This is a genomic window from Mitsuaria sp. TWR114, assembly GCF_007997345.1.
The window spans coordinates 1-18,330 of sequence record NZ_VOSR01000172.1; the positions used below are offsets into that span (position 1 = coordinate 1).

12 protein-coding genes, 1 tRNA gene and 3 pseudogenes are annotated in these 18,330 nt (G+C 67.7%); 13 read left to right on the forward strand and 3 right to left on the reverse strand.

Annotated elements, in window-relative coordinates:
- From FUT87_RS08055 to rplT, 5 genes and pseudogenes are all read left to right on the forward strand, one after another.
- A pseudogene (locus FUT87_RS08055) lies at positions 1-474 on the forward strand (phospholipase); the annotation flags it as partial.
- Between the two features lie 202 nt (positions 475-676).
- Complete coding sequence (thrS, locus tag FUT87_RS08060) at positions 677-2,602, forward strand: threonine--tRNA ligase (protein ID WP_147240695.1); 1,926 nt, start codon at positions 677-679, stop codon at positions 2,600-2,602.
- Between the two features lie 67 nt (positions 2,603-2,669).
- Positions 2,670-3,218, forward strand: a complete 549-nt coding sequence (infC, locus tag FUT87_RS08065; protein WP_217648428.1) for a translation initiation factor IF-3 — start codon at positions 2,670-2,672, stop codon at positions 3,216-3,218.
- Positions 3,219-3,424: 206 nt separating this feature from the next.
- Positions 3,425-3,628: a 50S ribosomal protein L35 gene (gene rpmI / locus FUT87_RS08070; protein ID WP_091722658.1), complete on the forward strand. Its 204-nt coding sequence runs from the start codon at positions 3,425-3,427 to the stop codon at positions 3,626-3,628.
- Between the two features lie 26 nt (positions 3,629-3,654).
- On the forward strand, positions 3,655-4,011 hold the full coding sequence (gene rplT / locus FUT87_RS08075; RefSeq protein ID WP_058934277.1) for a 50S ribosomal protein L20: 357 nt from the start codon (positions 3,655-3,657) through the stop codon (positions 4,009-4,011).
- Here rplT and FUT87_RS08080 read toward each other — a convergent pair.
- Positions 4,008-4,235 carry a hypothetical protein gene (locus FUT87_RS08080; RefSeq protein WP_147240696.1) on the reverse strand — a complete coding sequence of 76 codons (228 nt, stop codon included), beginning with the start codon at positions 4,233-4,235 and terminating at the stop codon, positions 4,008-4,010. The two genes, rplT and FUT87_RS08080, sit on opposite strands and share 4 nt — an antisense overlap.
- Between FUT87_RS08080 and pheS the strand changes: the two genes are divergently transcribed.
- The 5 genes from pheS to FUT87_RS08105 all read left to right on the forward strand — a co-directional run bounded on the left by pheS (position 4,209) and on the right by FUT87_RS08105 (position 8,707).
- Positions 4,209-5,246: a phenylalanine--tRNA ligase subunit alpha gene (pheS, locus tag FUT87_RS08085; protein WP_067062294.1), complete on the forward strand. Its 1,038-nt coding sequence runs from the start codon at positions 4,209-4,211 to the stop codon at positions 5,244-5,246. The genes FUT87_RS08080 and pheS overlap by 27 nt on opposite strands.
- A 39-nt stretch (positions 5,247-5,285) precedes the next feature.
- A complete protein-coding gene (gene pheT / locus FUT87_RS08090; protein WP_147240697.1) occupies positions 5,286-7,709 on the forward strand; it encodes a phenylalanine--tRNA ligase subunit beta in 2,424 nt (807 codons plus the stop codon).
- 19 nt (positions 7,710-7,728) lie between these two features.
- Complete coding sequence (locus FUT87_RS08095; protein ID WP_091722666.1) at positions 7,729-8,094, forward strand: integration host factor subunit alpha; 366 nt, start codon at positions 7,729-7,731, stop codon at positions 8,092-8,094.
- 40 nt (positions 8,095-8,134) lie between these two features.
- A complete protein-coding gene (locus FUT87_RS08100) occupies positions 8,135-8,596 on the forward strand; it encodes a MerR family transcriptional regulator (RefSeq protein ID WP_091722670.1) in 462 nt (153 codons plus the stop codon).
- A 34-nt stretch (positions 8,597-8,630) separates the two neighbouring features.
- Positions 8,631-8,707: transfer RNA gene (locus FUT87_RS08105), tRNA-Pro, on the forward strand.
- Between the two features lie 1,071 nt (positions 8,708-9,778).
- Here FUT87_RS08105 and cphA (FUT87_RS08110) read toward each other — a convergent pair.
- Both cphA (FUT87_RS08110) and cphA (FUT87_RS08115) read right to left on the reverse strand, forming a co-directional pair.
- A pseudogene (gene cphA, locus FUT87_RS08110) lies at positions 9,779-12,067 on the reverse strand (cyanophycin synthetase); the annotation flags it as partial.
- Between the two features lie 58 nt (positions 12,068-12,125).
- Positions 12,126-14,302 (reverse strand): annotated as a pseudogene (cphA, locus tag FUT87_RS08115) (cyanophycin synthetase).
- Between the two features lie 178 nt (positions 14,303-14,480).
- Between cphA (FUT87_RS08115) and FUT87_RS08120 the strand changes: the two are divergent.
- The 3 genes from FUT87_RS08120 to FUT87_RS08130 all read left to right on the forward strand — a co-directional run.
- Positions 14,481-16,787: an ABC transporter ATP-binding protein gene (locus FUT87_RS08120; protein ID WP_147240699.1), complete on the forward strand. Its 2,307-nt coding sequence runs from the start codon at positions 14,481-14,483 to the stop codon at positions 16,785-16,787.
- An 18-nt stretch (positions 16,788-16,805) separates the two neighbouring features.
- On the forward strand, positions 16,806-17,273 hold the full coding sequence (locus FUT87_RS08125; RefSeq protein ID WP_091720330.1) for a DUF1854 domain-containing protein: 468 nt from the start codon (positions 16,806-16,808) through the stop codon (positions 17,271-17,273).
- Positions 17,274-17,427: 154 nt separating this feature from the next.
- A partial coding sequence (locus FUT87_RS08130) for an acyl-CoA dehydrogenase family protein (protein WP_147240700.1) occupies positions 17,428-18,330 on the forward strand: 903 nt, incomplete at its 3' end.

Consider the following 18,330-nt stretch of genomic DNA (forward strand, 5'->3'; position numbering starts at 1 on the left):
CAGGTCGCGCTGGACGCCGGCAACCTCAAGCCCAGCCTGCTGGCGAGCTGCTCCATCCCGTTCTGGCTGCAGGCCGTGCACGACATCGAAGGCGCGCCCGCCGGCGCCTACTGGGACGGCGGCATCACCGACTACCACCTGCACCTGAACTACGCGGCGATGGTGGGCGACGGCATCGCGCTCTATCCGCATTTCCAGTCGAGCGTGATTCCCGGATGGCTGGACAAGGCGCTCAAGCACCGGCACCGCACCAGCGCCTTCCTCGACAACGTCGTGCTGCTGACGCCCAACCCCGAGTGGGTGAAGACGCTGCCCAATGGCAAGCTGCCCGACCGCAACGACTTCCAGCGCTACCTGAACGACGTGCCGGGCCGCGCCCGCGACTGGCTGCGCGCGGTGCGCGAGGGCGAGCGCCTGCGCGACGAATTCCAGGAGGCCTGCAGCCGCCCGTCGCTCGACATCCAGGCGCTCTGAGCTACACTGCCGCCTTCATTTCTTTTTCCAACAAGGACCGGGAAAGGCGAATCGGTTATGACACCGCGGACTAGCACCTCCACTGCGAAGGTTTGAGCGGCCGCGGCTCGTCACGTCTTTTCCCCTGCTGTCCGGAAACAGTCAGCACCCCAGATCAAGCGCGGCAAGTGGCCGCGCTTTTTGTTTTCTGGAGTACCCGAACATGTCCCAAATTTCCATCCAACTGCCCGACGGTTCCAAGCGCGAGTTCCCGCAGCCGGTGACCGTCGCCGAGGTGGCCGCCTCCATCGGCACGGGCCTGGCCAAGGCCGCGCTGGCCGGCCGCGTCGGCGCGGGCGAGAACGCCCGGCTCGTCGACACGAGCTTCCTCATCGACCAGGACACGCAGCTGGCCATCGTCACGGACAAGGATCCGGACGGGCTGGAGGTGATCCGCCACTCGACGGCCCACCTGCTGGCCTACGCGGTCAAGGAGCTGTTCCCCGACGCCCAGGTCACGATCGGCCCGGTCATCGAACACGGCTTCTATTACGACTTCTCCTACAAGCGTCCGTTCACGCCCGAGGACCTCGCGGCGATCGAGGCCAAGATGGCCGAGCTCGCGAAGAAGGACGAGAAGGTGACGCGCTCGGTGCTGCCGCGCGACGAGGCGGTGCAGTACTTCAAAGGCATCGGCGAGGCCTACAAGGCCGAGATCATCGAGAGCATCCCGGCCGACCAGGACGTGTCGCTCTACGCCGAGGGCGGCTTCACCGACCTGTGCCGCGGCCCGCACGTCCCGTCCACCGGCAAGCTCAAGTTCTTCAAGCTGATGAAGGTGGCGGGCGCCTACTGGCGCGGCGACCACCGCAACGAGCAGCTGCAGCGCATCTACGGCACGGCCTGGGCGACGAAGGACGACCTGGCCAACTACCTGCGCATGCTCGAGGAAGCCGAGAAGCGCGACCACCGCAAGCTCGGCAAGGAGCTGGAGCTGTTCCACATCGACGAGCACGCGCCGGGCGTGGTGTTCTGGCATCCCAAGGGCTGGACGGTGTGGCAGGAAGTCGAGCAGTACATGCGCCGCGTGTACCGCGACAACGGCTACCAGGAAGTGAAAGGCCCGCAGCTGCTCGACAAGACGCTGTGGGAGGCCACGGGCCACTGGGACAAGTACCGCGACAACATGTTCACGACGGAATCGGAGAAGCGCGATTACGCGCTCAAGCCGATGAACTGTCCCGGTCACATCCTGATCTTCAAGCACGGCATCAAGAGCTACCGCGATCTGCCGCTGCGCTTCGGCGAGTTCGGCCAGTGCCATCGCAACGAGCCCACGGGCGGCCTGCACGGCATCATGCGCGTGCGCGGCTTCACGCAGGACGACGGCCACATCTTCTGCACGGAAGACCAGATCCTGGCCGAATGCGTGGCGTACACGGCACTGTTGCAGAAGGTCTACAAGGACTTCGGTTTCGAGAACATCATCTACAAGGTCGCGACGCGCCCCGAGGCGCGCATCGGCTCCGATGAGGTCTGGGACAAGGCCGAGTTCGCGCTGATGGAGTCGCTGCGCGCCTCCGGCGTGGAATTCATCATCGCCCCCGGCGATGGCGCCTTCTACGGTCCGAAGATCGAATACACGCTCAAGGACGCGATCGGCCGCCAGTGGCAGTGCGGCACGATGCAGGTCGACTTCTCGATGCCGGGCCGCCTGGGTGCCGAGTACGTCGGCGAGGACGGCGAGCGCCGCACGCCCGTGATGCTGCATCGCGCGATCGTCGGCAGCCTGGAGCGTTTCATCGGCATCCTGATCGAGCAGCACGCCGGCGCGCTGCCCGTCTGGCTGGCGCCGACGCAGGTGGTTGTCGCGAATATCACGGACGCCCAGGCGGATTACGTTTCAGACATTGTGAAATCGCTGCAAAAACAAGGGCTTAGGGTCCAGGCCGATTTGCGCAATGAAAAGATCACGTATAAAATCCGCGAGCATTCGCTGCAAAAAGTCCCGTTCATCCTCGTCGTCGGCGACAAGGAAAAGGCGAACGGCGCGGTTGCAGTGCGCGCCCGAGGCAACCAGGATCTGGGCGTGATGTCGCTGGAGGACTTCGTCTCGAAGCTCTCGACGGCCATCGCGGACAAAGCCTGAGTCGGGCGCTTTTTGCGTTTATTGATCTCTTCGGACCCTTGCCAAGGCCCGTTTAAAGGTAACCACCATCGCTACTTTTGCTGACCGTCGTGCGATTCCGGAGCGCAAGCACCGCCTGAACCGCGAAATCACCGCTTCCGAAGTCCGTCTGAATGGCCCGGAGAACGAGCCGATCGGCATCGTCTCGATCCAGGAAGCGCTCCGGATGGCCGGTGACCTGGACGTCGATCTGGTTGAGATTGCCGCGACAGCGGTCCCGCCGGTCTGCCGGTTGATGGACTACGGCAAGTTCAAGTACCAGGAGCAGAAGCGCGCGGCGGAAGCCAAGTCCAAGCAGAAGGTCATCGAGGTCAAGGAAGTCAAGTTCCGTCCGGGCACGGACGAAGGCGACTACCAGATCAAGATGCGCAACCTGCGCCGCTTCATCGCGGAGGACGGCGACAAGGGCAAGGTCACGCTGCGCTACCGCGGTCGCGAGATCACCCACCAGGACATCGGCATGCGCATGCTGGAGCGCATCCGTGATGAACTGGCGGACGTGGCGGTGGTGGAGCACATGCCCAAGCTGGAAGGGCGCCAGATGATCATGGTGCTCGCGCCGAAGAAGCGCAGCTGATGCGCCGGGCCGGCCCGCGGGTCGGCCCTCACCTCGCGAGGGGTGCAAACAGAACCGGGCTGCGGCCCGGTTCTGTTTGCAAGGCGTTGTTCTTGCAGACCTGGCCTGTCGATCTGGTCGTCGACAGGCTCATTAGTCTCCTGCAGGCCAGGCAAGTACTCCGGAACCCGGGGTCGCCTGCAGGGACGCACATAGAAGGAGCAGTCATGCCCAAGATGAAGACCAAGAGCAGCGCGAAAAAGCGTTTTCGCGTTCGTCCGGGTGGCACCGTCAAGCGCGGTCAGGCGTTCAAGCGCCACATCCTGACCAAGAAGACCACGAAGAACAAGCGCCAGCTGCGTGGCGCCACGACCGTGCATGAGACCAACATGGGCCACATCGCCGCGATGCTGCCCACCGCTGGTCTGTAATCCAGCAGTAGACAAGGAGATACAACATGCCTCGCGTCAAACGTGGTGTCACCGCACGTGCTCGTCACAAGAAGGTCCTGGCCCTGGCCAAGGGCTTCCGTGGTCGTCGCAAGAACGTCTTCCGCATCGCCAAGCAGGCGGTGATGAAGGCGGGCCAGTACGCCTACCGTGACCGCCGTGCCAAGAAGCGCGTGTTCCGCCAGCTGTGGATTGCCCGTATCAACGCGGCAAGCCGTGGCCTGGGTCTGAGCTACAGCAAGTTCGTGGCCGGCCTGAAGAAGGCCCAGATCGACATCGACCGCAAGGTCCTGGCCGATCTCGCCGTCAACGATCCTGCTGGTTTCGCCAGCATCTTCGCCAAGGTGAAGGCCGCTCTGGCTTAATTGCCAAGGTCCGTTTGCGGGTGCTCGCCCGTGGATGGACTGGCAACTCCGGTGTTGCCGGAGTCGCCCTTTTCAAAGGCCGACACCCTGGTGTTCGGCCTTTTTTCATTCCGGCGCGGTGGTGCGATGTTCGCCATTTCACCGTCGCGCCCTTCGATTTCCGCCAACGACGCCAGATGCCGCATCGGCGCCCCGCGATGAACGACCTCGATCAACTGCTGCAACAGGCCACCGGCGATTTCGCCGCCGCCACGACTCCCGCTGACCTGGAGAACGCCAAGGCCCGCTTCCTGGGCAAGACCGGCCAGGTCACCGAGCTGATGAAGGGCATGGCCGCGCTGTCCGTCGAGGAGAAGAAGACCCGCGGCGCGCAGATCAACCAGCTCAAGCAGGGCATCGAGGCCGCGCTGACCGCGCGTCGCCAGGCGCTGGCGGATGCCGAACTCGAGAAGCAGCTCAAGGCCGAGGCGCTGGACGTGACGCTGCCCGGTCGCCAGCGCGGCACCGGCGGCCTGCACCCGATCACGCGGGCGATGGAGCGCATCGAGGCCATCTTCGGCTCGATGGGCTTCGACGTGGCCGACGGCCCGGAAATCGAGAACGACTGGTTCAACTTCACCGCGCTGAACACGCCCGAGGACCATCCGGCCCGCTCGATGCATGACACCTTCTACATCGAAGGGGGCCATGTCTTGCGCACGCACACCAGCCCGATGCAGATCCGCTACGCGGTGCAGCACGTCAAGAAGCATCGTGCGCTGATTGACGCCGGCCAGCCGATGCCCGAGATCCGCGTGATCGCGCCGGGCCGCACCTACCGCGTCGACAGCGACGCGACGCATTCGCCGATGTTCCACCAGGTCGAGGGCCTGTGGGTCGGCGAGAACATCAGCTTCAAGGACCTCAAGTCCGTCTACGTGAACTTCATGCAGCAGTTCTTCGAGACGACGGACATGGAGATCCGTTTCCGCCCCAGCTATTTCCCGTTCACCGAGCCCAGCGCCGAGATCGACATGATGTTCGGCTCCGGCCCGCTCAAGGGCCGCTGGCTGGAGGTGTCGGGCTCGGGCCAGGTGCACCCGCAGGTGATCCGCAACATGGGCCTCGATCCCGAGCGCTACATCGGCTTCGCCTTCGGCTCGGGCATCGACCGCCTGGCCATGCTGCGCTACGGCGTCAATGACCTGCGCCTGTTCTTCGACGGCGACCTGCGCTTCCTGTCGCAGTTCAAGTAAGCACGCCTGTCGGTCGCCTAGAGAGCAAGAGAGAAACACATGCAATTCCCTGAGAGCTGGCTGCGGGCCTTCTGCAATCCCGCGCTGAACACGCAAGAACTGGCCGAGCTGCTGACGATGTCCGGCCTGGAGGTCGAGGAGCTGCGCCCGGTGGCGCCGCCGTTCCACGGCATCGTCGTGGCGGAGATCGTCGAAGCCGCGCAGCATCCCGACGCGGACCGCCTGCGCGTGTGCAAGGTCAACGCCGGCGGCCCCGAACTGCTGCAGATCGTCTGCGGCGCGCCGAACGCGCGCGCCGGCATCCGCGTGCCGCTGGCCACGATCGGCGCCGAGCTGCCCCCCGGCGAGGACGGCAAGCCCTTCAAGATCGGCAAGGGCAAGCTGCGCGGCGTCGAGAGCTTCGGCATGCTGTGCTCGGCCCGCGAGCTGAAGCTGTCCGAGGACCATGGCGGCCTGCTCGAGCTGGCCGCGGACGCGCCGCTGGGCGAGGACATCCGCAAGCACCTGAACCTGGATGACACGCTGTTCACGCTGAAGCTGACGCCGAACCTGGCGCACGCGCTGAGCGTCTATGGCATCGCCCGCGAGGTGTCCGCGCTGACCGGCGCGCCGCTGATCGCGCCGGAGATCCAGCCCGCCGCCGTCGCCAACGACGCCAAGCTGCCGGTGCGCATCGAGGCGCCGGACCTGTGCGGCCGCTTCTCGGGCCGCGTGATCCGCAACGTCGACACCAAGGCCAAGACCCCGCAGTGGATGGTCGACCGCCTGGCCCGCTGCGGCCAGCGCTCGGTGTCGCCGCTGGTGGACATCTCGAACTACGTGATGTTCGAGCTGGGCCGCCCGTCCCACATCTTCGACCTGGACAAGATCCATGGCGAACTGATCGTGCGCTGGGGCAGGAAGGGGGAGCAACTCAAGCTGCTCAACGGCAACATCATCGAGGTCGACGAGCAGGTCGGCGTGATCGCCGATCGCGAGCAGGTCGAATCGCTGGCCGGCATCATGGGCGGCAACGCCACCGCCGTCTCCGACGACACGAAGCACATCTATGTCGAGGCCGCGTTCTGGTGGCCGAAGGCGGTGATGGGGCGCTCGCGCCGCTACAACTTCTCGACCGACGCCGGCCACCGCTTCGAGCGCGGCGTCGATCCGGCCGGCACCGTCGATCACATCGAGCGCATCACGGAGCTGATCCTGTCCATCTGCGGCGGCCCGGAAACGACGTGCGGCCCGATGGACGACCAGACCACGCAACTGCCCGAGCGCAAGCCGGTCGCGCTGCGCGTCGAGCGCGCCGCCAAGGTCATCGGCATGCCGGTCACGCAGGCCGACTGCGAAGGCGTGTTCCAGCGCCTGGGTCTGGCGTTCACGTCGGCGCCGGGCGTGATCACGGTGACGCCGCCGTCGTTCCGCTTCGACCTGCAGATCGAGGAAGACCTGATCGAGGAAGTCATCCGCGTGCTGGGTTATCCGAAGCTGCCGTCGACGCCGCCGCTGGCGCCGGTGGTCGGCAAGGTGCGCACCGAATCGCGCCGCGCGACGCACGCGCTGCGTCACGCGATGGCCGGCCTGGGTTACTTCGAGACCATCAACTTCAGCTTCGTCGAGGCGCGCTGGGAGCAGGAGCTCGCCGGCAACACCAACCCGATCCAGCTGCTGAACCCGATCGCCGCGCCGCTGGCGGTGATGCGCACGTCGCTCATGGGCTCGCTCGTGCAGGTGCTGCGCAACAACCTGTCGCGCAAGGCGCCGCGCGTGCGCGTGTTCGAGATCGGCCGCGTGTTCCTGCGCGACGCCTCGGTGCAGGAAAGCGACACCACGATCGCCGGCATCGCGCAGCCGATGCGACTGGCCGGCCTGGCCTGGGGGCCGGCGGACCAGCAGCAATGGGCGCAGAAGGACCGCGCCGTCGACTTCTTCGATGTGAAGGGCGACCTGGAAGCGCTGTTCGCGCCGCGCGCGCTGAGCTTCGAAGCGGCCGCCCATCCCGCGCTGCATCCGGGCCGCAGCGCCCGTGTGCTGCTGGACGGCGTCGAGATCGGCGTGATCGGCGAGCTGCATCCGAAGTGGCGCCAGGGCTACGAACTGCCGTCGGCGCCGGTGCTGTTCGAGCTGTCGCTGGACGCGGTGCTGGCGCGCACGCTGCCGCAGGGCCAGGGCGTGCCGCGCCTGCAGGCGGTGCAACGCGATCTGGCGCTGATCGTCAATGAGCAGGTGACCTATGCCTCCCTCATGCGGGCGATCGAATCCAGCGGCGAAGCCCTGGTACGCTCGGCGCGTCTGTTCGACGTCTTCAAGCCCGCCCAGCCGACGGCGGAGCTGCAGGCGGGCGAACGCAGCCTGGCCGTGCGCCTGGAGCTGCTCGATGACGAGAACACGCTGACCGACGAACGCATCGAGCAGGCGGTGGCGAAGGTGGTGACGCAGCTGGGCGAACGCCTGGGCGCGCGCCTGCGGGGCTGAGGGGGAGCGGAGGATGTCGATGAACGATGACGATCTGAAGGAGCAGGCGCGGGTGCTGCTCGGCAGCCTGGAGACGCCCACGCTGACCAAGGCCGAGCTGGCGGAACTGCTGTTCGACAAGCTCGGCCTGAACAAGCGCGAGTCCAAGGACATGGTCGAGGCCTTCTTCGACATCATTCATCAGAGCCTGTCCAGCGGCCGCGAGGTGAAGCTGTCGGGCTTCGGCAACTTCAACATCCGGCGCAAGGCGCCCAGACCCGGCCGCAACCCGCGCACCGGCGAAGCGATCCCCATCAAGGCGCGCAACGTCGTGACGTTTCATGCGAGTCACAAATTGAAAGAAGCGGTCCAGGGCAACACGCCGACGGGCAGTGACTTCGAGTAGAGTCTGACCCTTCCCGCCGCCGCCGGAGCCGCTGATCCCCATGGACGTCCAGCTTCCCGCCATTCCCGCCAAGCGCTACTTCACCATCGGTGAGGTGAGCGAGCTGTGCGGCGTGAAGCCCTATGTCCTGCGTTACTGGGAACAGGAATTCACGCAGCTCAAGCCGATGAAGCGGCGGGGCAACCGGCGTTATTACCAGCATCATGAGGTGCTGCTCATCCGCCGCATCCGCGATCTGCTCTACGACCAGGGCTTCACGATCAGCGGCGCGCGCAATCAATTGACCGATGCCGGCAGCCATGCCGCCAACGCGCAGGAGTTCCGCGCGGAAGCGCTTGCATCGGCGCAGCTCGAGGCCTACCGCGACCACCGCGAAGCGTCGCGCGCGCTCGCCGCGGACTTCGCCGACGGCGCGGCGCACACCACGGTGTCGCTCGAGAAGCTGACGCTGGAGCAGGTGCGCGACGAGCTGCTGGCGATTCGAGAGAGTTTGCTTGCATGAGCCGCAAAATTGCGTATAGAATCTGAGGCTTCGTCGGGGTGTAGCGCAGCCTGGTAGCGCACTTGCATGGGGTGCAAGGGGTCGCGAGTTCGAATCCCGCCACCCCGACCATTAATAAGAAGAATCGGAAAGCCCGGTACCGCAAGGTGCCGGGCTTTTTGCTTTCCGGCGCTTGCGCTTCGAAGGGTTCAAAGGATCCAAGGGGGCAGAGCGTCCCGAGGGCCCCAGACCCATCCAAGGCCGCAGCGCATTCACGCGCATCGCCACGAGCGCGGCGAGCAGGCAGCCGAGCGCGGTGATCGCCACCAGCGCGAACGCTTCCAGCGCCAGCGGCCAGTGCAGCGGCGCCAGCAGGTGGCCCGCGATGACCGTCACCGTCTGGTGGACCAGGTAGAACGGGAACACCGCCAGCGTCAGCCATCGCAGCATTGGCGAATCGCGGTCGGCGAACCACTGCCGACCGAAGCCCATCATTGCCACGATTGGCAGCCATTGCTTGCCGGCGTTGAGCGCGCGCAGCGCCATCAGCAGCGCTTCGGGGAAGTCCTCGCCATGGGCCTGACGCCAGGCGCTCACGATCGCCTCCGAGAGGCCCTGCACGGCGATGTAGCCCAGCAGCGCGGCCCAGCGCCAGCGGCGCGCGGCGGCCCAGGCCCCGTGCCGGTCGTCGCGCGAGCCAAACAACGCGAAGCCCAGCAGGAACATCGCGGCGTACACGCCATGCTGGTAGCCGTCGTGGAGCAGGTCGTGGGTGGTGGGAAAGCGCTCGAGCAGGTGCTGGCGCAGCAGCGCGAAGACCAGCCAGGGCACCCAGAGCAGCCGGCCGTCGGCCACCAGCCGCCCCCATGCCGGATGCGCGAGCACTCGGCGCCCGCCGGGCAGCATCAGCGCCAGCAGCACCAGCACGGTGTAGGTCCAGAGGTAGGGCAGGAACCAGAGGTGGTTCCAGGTCGGCAGCGCCAGGCAGTCGTCGCCGCGGCAGAAGCCGTGGTACGCCTGGAAATAGAGCTTCAGGAAATCCAGGTAGCTGCCGCTGTAATGGAGCCTCTCGACCACCTCGAGGTAGGCCTGCGGCGGCACGATCACCGCCATCCCGAACAGCAGCGGCAGCAGCAGGCGCTGGCTGCGCGTGGCGAGCAGCGCACCGGGGCGCTCCGCGCGTTGCGCCATCAAGGCGGTCGCCGCGCCCGAGATCACCACCGAGCGCTTGTTGGCCGGCAGCGCCTGCACCGCCTGCACCAGCGCGCGCATCGCGTCGCCGTTGTGGCCGTAGTCGGCGATGACGGTCGCGCCGCGGTAGTCCATCACGTTGAAGCGGCCCGGCACGCTGTCCGGATCGCTCATGAAGCTGGCCAGCCCGCGCCGGATCGTGTCCCAGTCCAGGCCCACGCCCCAGGCCGCCGCCACCGCCGCCATCGCGTTCTCGTTCTGGAACGGGATCGCGCCGCCGCGGGTGAAGGGGATGTCGCGCAGCGGGATGGACTCGCGCCACGCGCCCTGCGCCGCGACCAGCGCGTCGCCGTCGATGTAGACGCAGCGCTTGCCCTGCGCGCGGTGGGTGGCCATCAGCGGATGGTGACGGTCGCTGGCGAAGAAGATCACCTGGCCCGGGCAGACCTCGGCCATCTTGGCCACGACCGGGTCGGCGGCGTTGAGCACCGCATAACCGTTGTCGGCCACGTTCTGCACGATCACGCGCTTGACCAGCGCCAGCTCCTCGACGGTGTTGAGGAAGTTCATGCCCAGGTGGTCGCCTTCGCCCAGGTTGGTCACCACCGCCACCTGGCAGCGGTCGAAGCCCAGGCCCTCGCGCAGCACGCCGCCGCGTGCGGTCTCGAAGACCGCCGCCTCGACGTCCGGATGCATCAGCACGTTGCGCGCGCTCTTCGGGCCGGAGCAGTCGCCGCTGTCGGTCTGGCGGCCGTCGACGTAGACGCCATCGGTGTTGGTCATGCCCACGCGCAGGCCCTGCGTCGCGAACATGTGCGCCACCAGGCGCGAGGTCGTCGTCTTGCCGTTGGTGCCGGTGACCGCGACGATGGGGATGCGGCCGTCCTCGTTCGCGCTGCCGCGGTTGCCCGGGCCGTAGATGCTCGAGATGATGGCTTCGCCGACGTCGCGGCCCTTGCCGTAGGACGGGCTCAGGTGCATGCGCAGGCCGGGCGCGGCGTTGACCTCGACGATGCCGCCGCTCTGCTCCTCGAGCGGCTTGTGCACGCTCTCGGCCACCACGTCGACGCCGCAGACATGCAGGCCGACGACGGTCGCCGCCGCGATCGCGCGCGCCGCGACCTCGGGATGCACGTCATCGGTCACGTCGGTGGCGGTGCCGCCGGTGGACAGGTTGGCGTTGTTGCGCAGGATCACGCGGCGGCCCTTGTCGGGCACCGACTCCGGCGTCAGCCCCTGCAGGTCCAGGCGCGCGATGGCGATGTCGTCCAGGCGGATCTTCGTCAGCGAGGTGGCATGGCCGTCGCCGCGGCGCGGGTCCTCGTTGACCTTGTCGACCAGCTGGCGCACCGTGTGCACGCCGTCGCCGATCACGTTGGGCGGATCGCGGCGGGCCGCGGCCACCAGCTTGTCGCCGACCACCAGCAGGCGGTAATCGCTGCCGGGCAGGAACTTCTCGACCATCACGGTGCCGATCTCGTCGGCCGCCTTGTAGGCCATCTCCAGATGCTCGCGGGTGGCGACGTTCACCGTCACGCCCTTGCCCTGGTTGCCGTCCAGCGGCTTGACCACGACGGGCAGGCCGATCTCCTGCGCCAGCTCCCAGGCTTCGTCGACCGAGTTCACCGGCGCGCCGATCGGCACCGGCACGCCGGCCGACTGCAGCAGGCGCTTGGACAGGTCCTTGTCCTGCGCGATCGATTCGGACACCGCGCTGGTGGCGTCGACCTCGGCCGCCCAGATGCGGCGCTGCTTGACGCCCCAGCCCAGCTGCACCAGCGAGCCCTGCGTCAGGCGGCGGAAGGGGATGCCGCGCTTGCAGGCGGCGTCGACGATGGAGCCGGTCGAGGGGCCGAGGCGGATGTCCTCGTCGGTCTCGCGCAGCGCCTTGATGGCGGCGTCGGCGTCGAAGGCGCCGCCGGACTGGGCCGCGGCGATCAGCTCGACGGCCTTGTCGAAGGCCATGCGGCCGACGTCTTCCTCGCTGTACTCGACGACGACCTGGTAGGTGCCCGGCTCGGACGTGGTGTGGGTGTGGCTGAAGGTCACCGGGCAGCCGGCCTGGGCCTGCAGCGCGAGCGCCGCCTGCTCCAGCACATGGGCCAGCGTGATGGGCGACTTGGCGCTGCTGGCCGGCCGCAGCGGGCCGATGCCGGGGAAGCGCTCGCGCAGGCGGGCCTCGAAGCCGGCCATGTCGGCGAGCGCGCGCTCGGTCTCGCTGCAGTGCACGACCGCCTCGATGGCGGTGTGGCGGCTCCACATGTTGGGGCCGCGGAGGGCGCGGGTGCGGGAGACTTCCATCTGTCGTCTTTCGGTTCGACTGTTCTTTGAAGGGGCGATCGGAACGGCGGCCGCGCGCTTACTGCGGCAGGTCCGGCACGAAGGTGTCCAGGCCGGCGGAGATCAGCTCGGGCGAGATGCCCATCGCCCACGCGGTGGCGACGGCGGCCAGCACGGAGTCGGTGCCGATCTCCTGCCCGGCCGCGCGGAAGCGGGCCTGCAGCGAGTCGACATTGGCGCCCGAGGTTTCCGCCGTGCCCTGCGCCAGCATCGCGGCGCCGCCGCGCAGGAACACGCCGCGGCCTTCCCGCGCGCGGTGCGCGGACAGCGCCTCGTTGGCGGCGTCCAGGGCGTAGAAGATGACCTCGCCGTCGGAGAGCTCCGCCATCTCGGCCACCTTGGCCTCGTCGGCGTTGAGCACGGCGACGCCGTCGGACAGCACCACGTCGACCTGCGTGCGCAAGACCTTGAAGAGCTGGTCCTCGGTCTGGATGTCGTGCTGGTCGAGCTCGGGCACGCGACCCATGTCGGTGACGACGCCGACCTGGCAGCGGTCGTAGGCCAGGCCGTCGCCCAGGATGGTGCCGGCGCCGTTCTCCACGACGATCGCGTCGACGCGCGGTTCATCAGCAGGCGGTGGCTGGCGGCCCAGGTCGCGCTGGGCTTGCGCTCGACGCGGCGGGTGCCCAGGAACAGGCCGGCGCCGCAGGCCAGGCCGACGTGGCGGCCGTTCAGGTGCAGCAGCCAGCCGACCAGGCGCGCGATCTGCGCCGTGCCGCGCGAGCCCGCCACGCCCACGATGGGAATGCGGCCGTTCTCGTCCTCGGCGAACAGGTGGTCGATGATGGCCTGGCCCACCGGCTGGGGCATGCCCTCGGCCGGCTTCAGGTGCATCAGCAGGCCGGGGCCTGCGTTGACTTCGACGATGGCGCCGCCGGTCTCGGACAGCGGCCGGGAGATGTCGCTGCAGACCAGGTCGACGCCGGCGATGTCCAGGCCGACGGTGCGCACCGCCAGCGAGACCGCATGGGCGACCTCGGGGTGGATCTGCGCGGTGCAGTCGATCGCGACGTTGCCGTTGCGCTGGATCAGCACGCGCCGGCCGGCCTCGGGCACGCCGTCGCCGGACAGGCCCTGGCGCTGCAGGTCCAGCAGCACGACCGGGTCGTCGCGGATGTCGATGCGGTTGAGCGGGAAGTCCTCGGTCGTGCCGCGGCGCGGATCGGTGTTGATCTGCAGGTCGATCAGCTCGATGACGTTGTGCGTGCCGTCGCCGGTGATCCAGGCCTCCTCGCCGCGCGCCGCGGCGACGACCTGGCCGCCGACCACCAGCAGGCGGTGCTCCATGCCGGGGATGTAGCTCTCGACCAGCACTTCCGAGCCTTCCTTGTCGGCCAGGTGGAAGGCGGCCTCGACATCGGCCTGGTGGCGCAGGTCCAGCGTGACGCCGCGGCCGTGGTTGCCGTCCGAGGGCTTGACGACGACCGGCAGGCCCAGGTCCTGGGCGACGTCCCAGGCCTCGGCGGCGGTCTTGACCGCCTGGCCGGCGGGCACCGGCACGCCGACCGACTTCAGCAGTTCCTTGGTCAGGTCCTTGTCGCGCGCGATGCCTTCGGCGATCGCGCTGGTCATGTCGGTCTCGGCCGTCCAGATGCGGCGCTGGCGGGCGCCGTAGCCGAGCTGGACCAGGTTGCCGTCGTTCAGGCGGATGTGGGGGATGCGGCGGTCGGTCGCGGCGGCCACGATGGCGGCGGTGGAGGGGCCGAGGTAACAGTCGTCGAGCTTGTCGCGGATGGCCTCGACGGCGGCGCCGACGTCGAAGTCGTCGCCATTGATCGTGGCCATCAGCAGCGCGTGGCCCTGCTCCAACGCGCAGCGGGCAACCTGCTCGTCGCGGGCGCGGAAGACCATGCGGTAGACGCCATGCTGCGAGGTGGAGCGGGTCTGGCCGAAACCGGTGGGCATGCCCGCCAGGTTCAGCAGCTCGATGACGACGTGCTCCAGCACATGGCCCATCCAGGTGCCTTCGGTCAGGCGCTGCAGGAAGCCGCCGCGCTCGCCCACGCCGCAGTGGTGCTCTTCCAGCGCCGGCAGCCGCTTGCACAGGCGCTCGGTGAAGCCGGGAATCAGGTTCGAGGGATGTTCCTCCAGGCCACCCAGGTCCAACCAGGTTTCCAGCACCGGACGATAGGTCCACATGTTGGGGCCGCGCAGGTAGTTGATGCGCAGGAGCTTGATGTCGTCGTGTCGGCTCATGAGGGGTGGGAACGTGGAAGGGGGCCGCCCGGCGGACCACCGGAGAGGAATGCGAAGCACAATTGTGCGCTTAAGCGAAAATCCCGCGAAAAATGCCGCATCCGGGTTGGTCCGGGTCTTGCCCTGACCAGGGAAGCGGCGAAGAACGTCCGGTTTCGAAGATCGCAGAACAACACAAATGCAGCATCAACATCCTGTCGCGTCGGCCAGTGCCGGCGGCGTTTCGCTCGCCGAGGCCTTCGCGTCACGCCTGCGGCGTGGCGAGAACGTCCGGGCCACGCTGGAGGTTGACCTCGATGCGCGATTGCGCTTTGCCCGGGGCGGTCTGCAACTCACCGATCAACGGTTGCTGTCGCTGGAGCCCTCCGAGGACGGCGCCGGCGCGCTGGTCGAGCGCGAATGGCCGCTGACGCCGGCGCTGCGCCTGGCGTTGTCGGACCATGCCGGGCTGGGCCTGCTGGAACTGGTCGACGAGCGCGGCCGGCTGGCCCAGTGGCGCTTCACGATGAAGGTCAACCTGCAGGCCCAGCGCTTCCAGGACGCCTTCAACCGCCGCGATGAACCGGCGCTGACCCAGGACGCCGAACCCGAGCTCTGCCCGAGCTGCCAGGCCGTGCTGCCCGAGGACAGCGAGGAATGCCCCTCCTGCGCGCGGGAGCTGCACACGCCGCCCTCGACCTGGGTACTGCTGCGGCTGTGGCGCTTCGCCCGGCCCTATCGCGGCCAGCTGCTGCTGGGCTTCCTGCTGATGCTGGGCGCGACCGGCGCGACGCTGGTGTCGCCCTACCTGACCATGCCGCTGATGGACGACGTGCTGATCCCGTTCCAGCAGGGCCGCCAGATCGACACCGGGCTGGTGGCGCTCTACCTGGGCGGCCTGCTGGGCGCGGCGATCGTGTCCTGGATCCTGGGCTGGGCCAAGACCTACATCCTCGCGCTGGTCTCCGAGCGCATCGCCGCGGACCTGCGCACGGCGACCTTCGACCACCTGCTGGGCCTGTCGCTGGAGTACTTCGGCTCCAAGCGCACCGGCGACCTGATGAGCCGCATCGGCTCGGAGACCGACCGCATCAGCGTCTTCCTGTCGCTGCATGCGCTGGACTTCATCACCGATTGCCTGATGCTGCTGATGATCACGGTGATCCTGTTCTCCAACAACGCCTGGCTGGCGCTGGCCACGCTGGTGCCGCTGCCCTTCATCGCCTGGCTGATCCACCTGGTGCGCGACAAGCTGCGCACCGGCTTCGAGAAGATCGACCGCGTCTGGGGCGAGGTGACCTCGGTGCTGGCCGACACCATCCCCGGCATCCGCGTGGTCAAGGCCTTCGCCCAGGAGCGCCGCGAGGCCGAGCGCTTCCGCAGCGCCAACAAGCACAACCTGCTGGTCAACGACCGGCTCAACAAGACCTGGAGCCTGTTCACGCCGAGCGTGTCGCTGCTGACCGAAATCGGCCTGCTGGTCGTGTGGGCCTTCGGCATCTGGTTGATCGCGCATTCGCAGATCACGGTCGGCACGCTGACCGCGTTCCTGGCCTACATCGGGCGCTTCTATGGGCGGCTGGACTCGATGAGCCGGATCGTCTCGGTGACGCAGAAGGCGGCCTCGGGCGCCAAGCGGATCTTCGACATCCTCGACCACCATTCCAACGTGCCTGAACCGGCCCAGCCGGTCCGGCTGGAGAAGGTGCGCGGCGGGCTGACGCTGCAGGACATCGGCTTCCGCTACGGCAACCGGACGGTGATCCGCGATCTCAACCTCGAGATCCAGCCCGGCGAGATGATCGGCCTGGTCGGCCACAGCGGCTCGGGCAAGAGCACGATGGTCAACCTGATCTGCCGCTTCTACGACGTCACCGAAGGCGCGATCAAGCTGGACGGCGTGGACCTGCGCCGCTTCTCGCTGGCCGACTACCGCCGCCACATCGGCCTGGTCCTGCAGGAACCCTTCCTGTTCTTCGGCACCATCGCGGAGAACATTGCCTACGGCAAGCCCGACGCGACGCGCGAGGAGATCGTCGCCGCGGCCCGCGCCGCGCATGCGCATGAATTCATCCTGCGGCTGCCGCAGGGCTACGACTCGCTGGTGGGCGAGCGCGGCCAGGGGCTGTCCGGCGGCGAGCGCCAGCGCATCTCGATCGCGCGGGCGCTGCTGATCGATCCCCGCATCCTGATCATGGACGAGGCCACCTCGGCGGTGGACACCGAGACCGAGAAGGAGATCCAGAAGGCGCTGGACAACCTGGTGCGGGGCCGCACGACGATCGCGATCGCGCACCGCCTGTCGACGCTACGCAAGGCCGACCGGCTGGTGGTGATGGACCGCGGCGAGATCGTCGAGGTCGGGCCGCACGACGAGTTGATCGCCAAGCAGGGTGCCTACTGGCGGCTGTGGGAGGCGCAGGCCCGCCGCGTCGACGCGGAGGAGCAGGACAGCGTCGTCGTCGTCGCGCCCAACGTCAATGTCCACACGGCCACGCAGGCCTGACCGCGCCGAGGTGTCTTCATGAGCAACATCCAGTCCCTGGCGCGCAATCCGTTCGGCCGGCTGGTCCTGGTCGACGCGACCGGCCAGACCCATGACAACGTCACGCCGGTGCGGGCGCATCCGCTGTCCGCGCCCGAGGAGGGCATCTCGCTGGTCGGCACCGACGGCCATGAGATCGCCTGGATCGACCGCCTCGGCGACCTGCCCGAGGCGCAGCGCACGCTGCTGCGCGACGAACTCGATCACCGCGAGGTCACGCCCACGGTGCTGAAGCTGCTGGCGGTGTCGACCTTCTCGACGCCGTCGCAATGGACCGTCGAGACCGATCGCGGCGCCACCGAATTCATCCTCAAGAGCGAGGAAGACATCCGGCGCATCGGGGAAGGGCGGCTGCTGATCGCCAGCTCCCACGGCCTGCACTTCCTGGTGCCGGACCGCTTTTCGCTGGACCGGCATTCGCGCAAGCTGCTCGAGCGATTCCTCTAACGCCGATCCATCAGTTCCGGGGCCACCCTTACGCATTTATGCAATAGCCGAAACGGTACAGACCTACCCTACAATTGACGTTTACGTAAACGTAAGACATTGCCCAGCGAGCGTCCGGAGCGGCGCGCGTGGAGGCGGTCGAGGAGACATTCCCATGAGCCTGCCCGGTCTGAACTTCCACCTCGGCGAAGACATCGACGCGCTGCGCGACGCGGTGCGCGAATTCGCCCAAGCCGAGATCGCCCCCCGCGCGGCCGAGATCGACCGCAGCGACCAGTTCCCGATGGACCTGTGGCGCAAGATGGGCGACCTGGGCGTGCTGGGCGTCACCGTGCCCGAGGAATTCGGCGGCGCCGGCCTGGGCTACCTGGCCCACATGGTCGCGATGGAGGAGATCTCCCGCGCCAGTGCCTCGGTGGGCCTGAGCTACGGCGCCCACTCCAACCTGTGCGTCAACCAGATCAAGCGCAACGGCAACGAGGCGCAGAAGAAGAAGTACCTGCCCAAGCTGATCTCCGGCGAACACGTCGGCGCGCTCGCGATGAGCGAGCCGGGCGCCGGCTCCGACGTCGTGTCGATGAAGCTGCGGGCCGAGGACAAGGGCGGCTACTACGTCCTCAACGGCACCAAGATGTGGATCACCAACGGCCCCGATGCGGACACGCTGGTCGTCTACGCCAAGACCGAGCCCGAACTCGGCGCCCGCGGCATGACCGCCTTCCTGATCGAGAAGGGCATGAAGGGCTTCTCGATCGCGCAGAAGCTGGACAAGCTCGGCATGCGCGGCAGCCACACCGGCGAGCTGGTGTTCCAGAACGTCGAGGTGCCGGCGGAGAACGTCCTGGGCCAGGTCGGCGGCGGCACCAAGGTGCTGATGTCGGGCCTGGACTACGAGCGCGCCGTGCTGGCCGCCGGTCCGATCGGCATCATGCAGGCCGTCATGGACAACGTCGTGCCGTACATCCACGACCGCAAGCAGTTCGGCCAGTCCATCGGCGAATTCCAGCTGATCCAGGGCAAGGTCGCCGACATGTACACGGTGCTGCAGGCCGCGCGC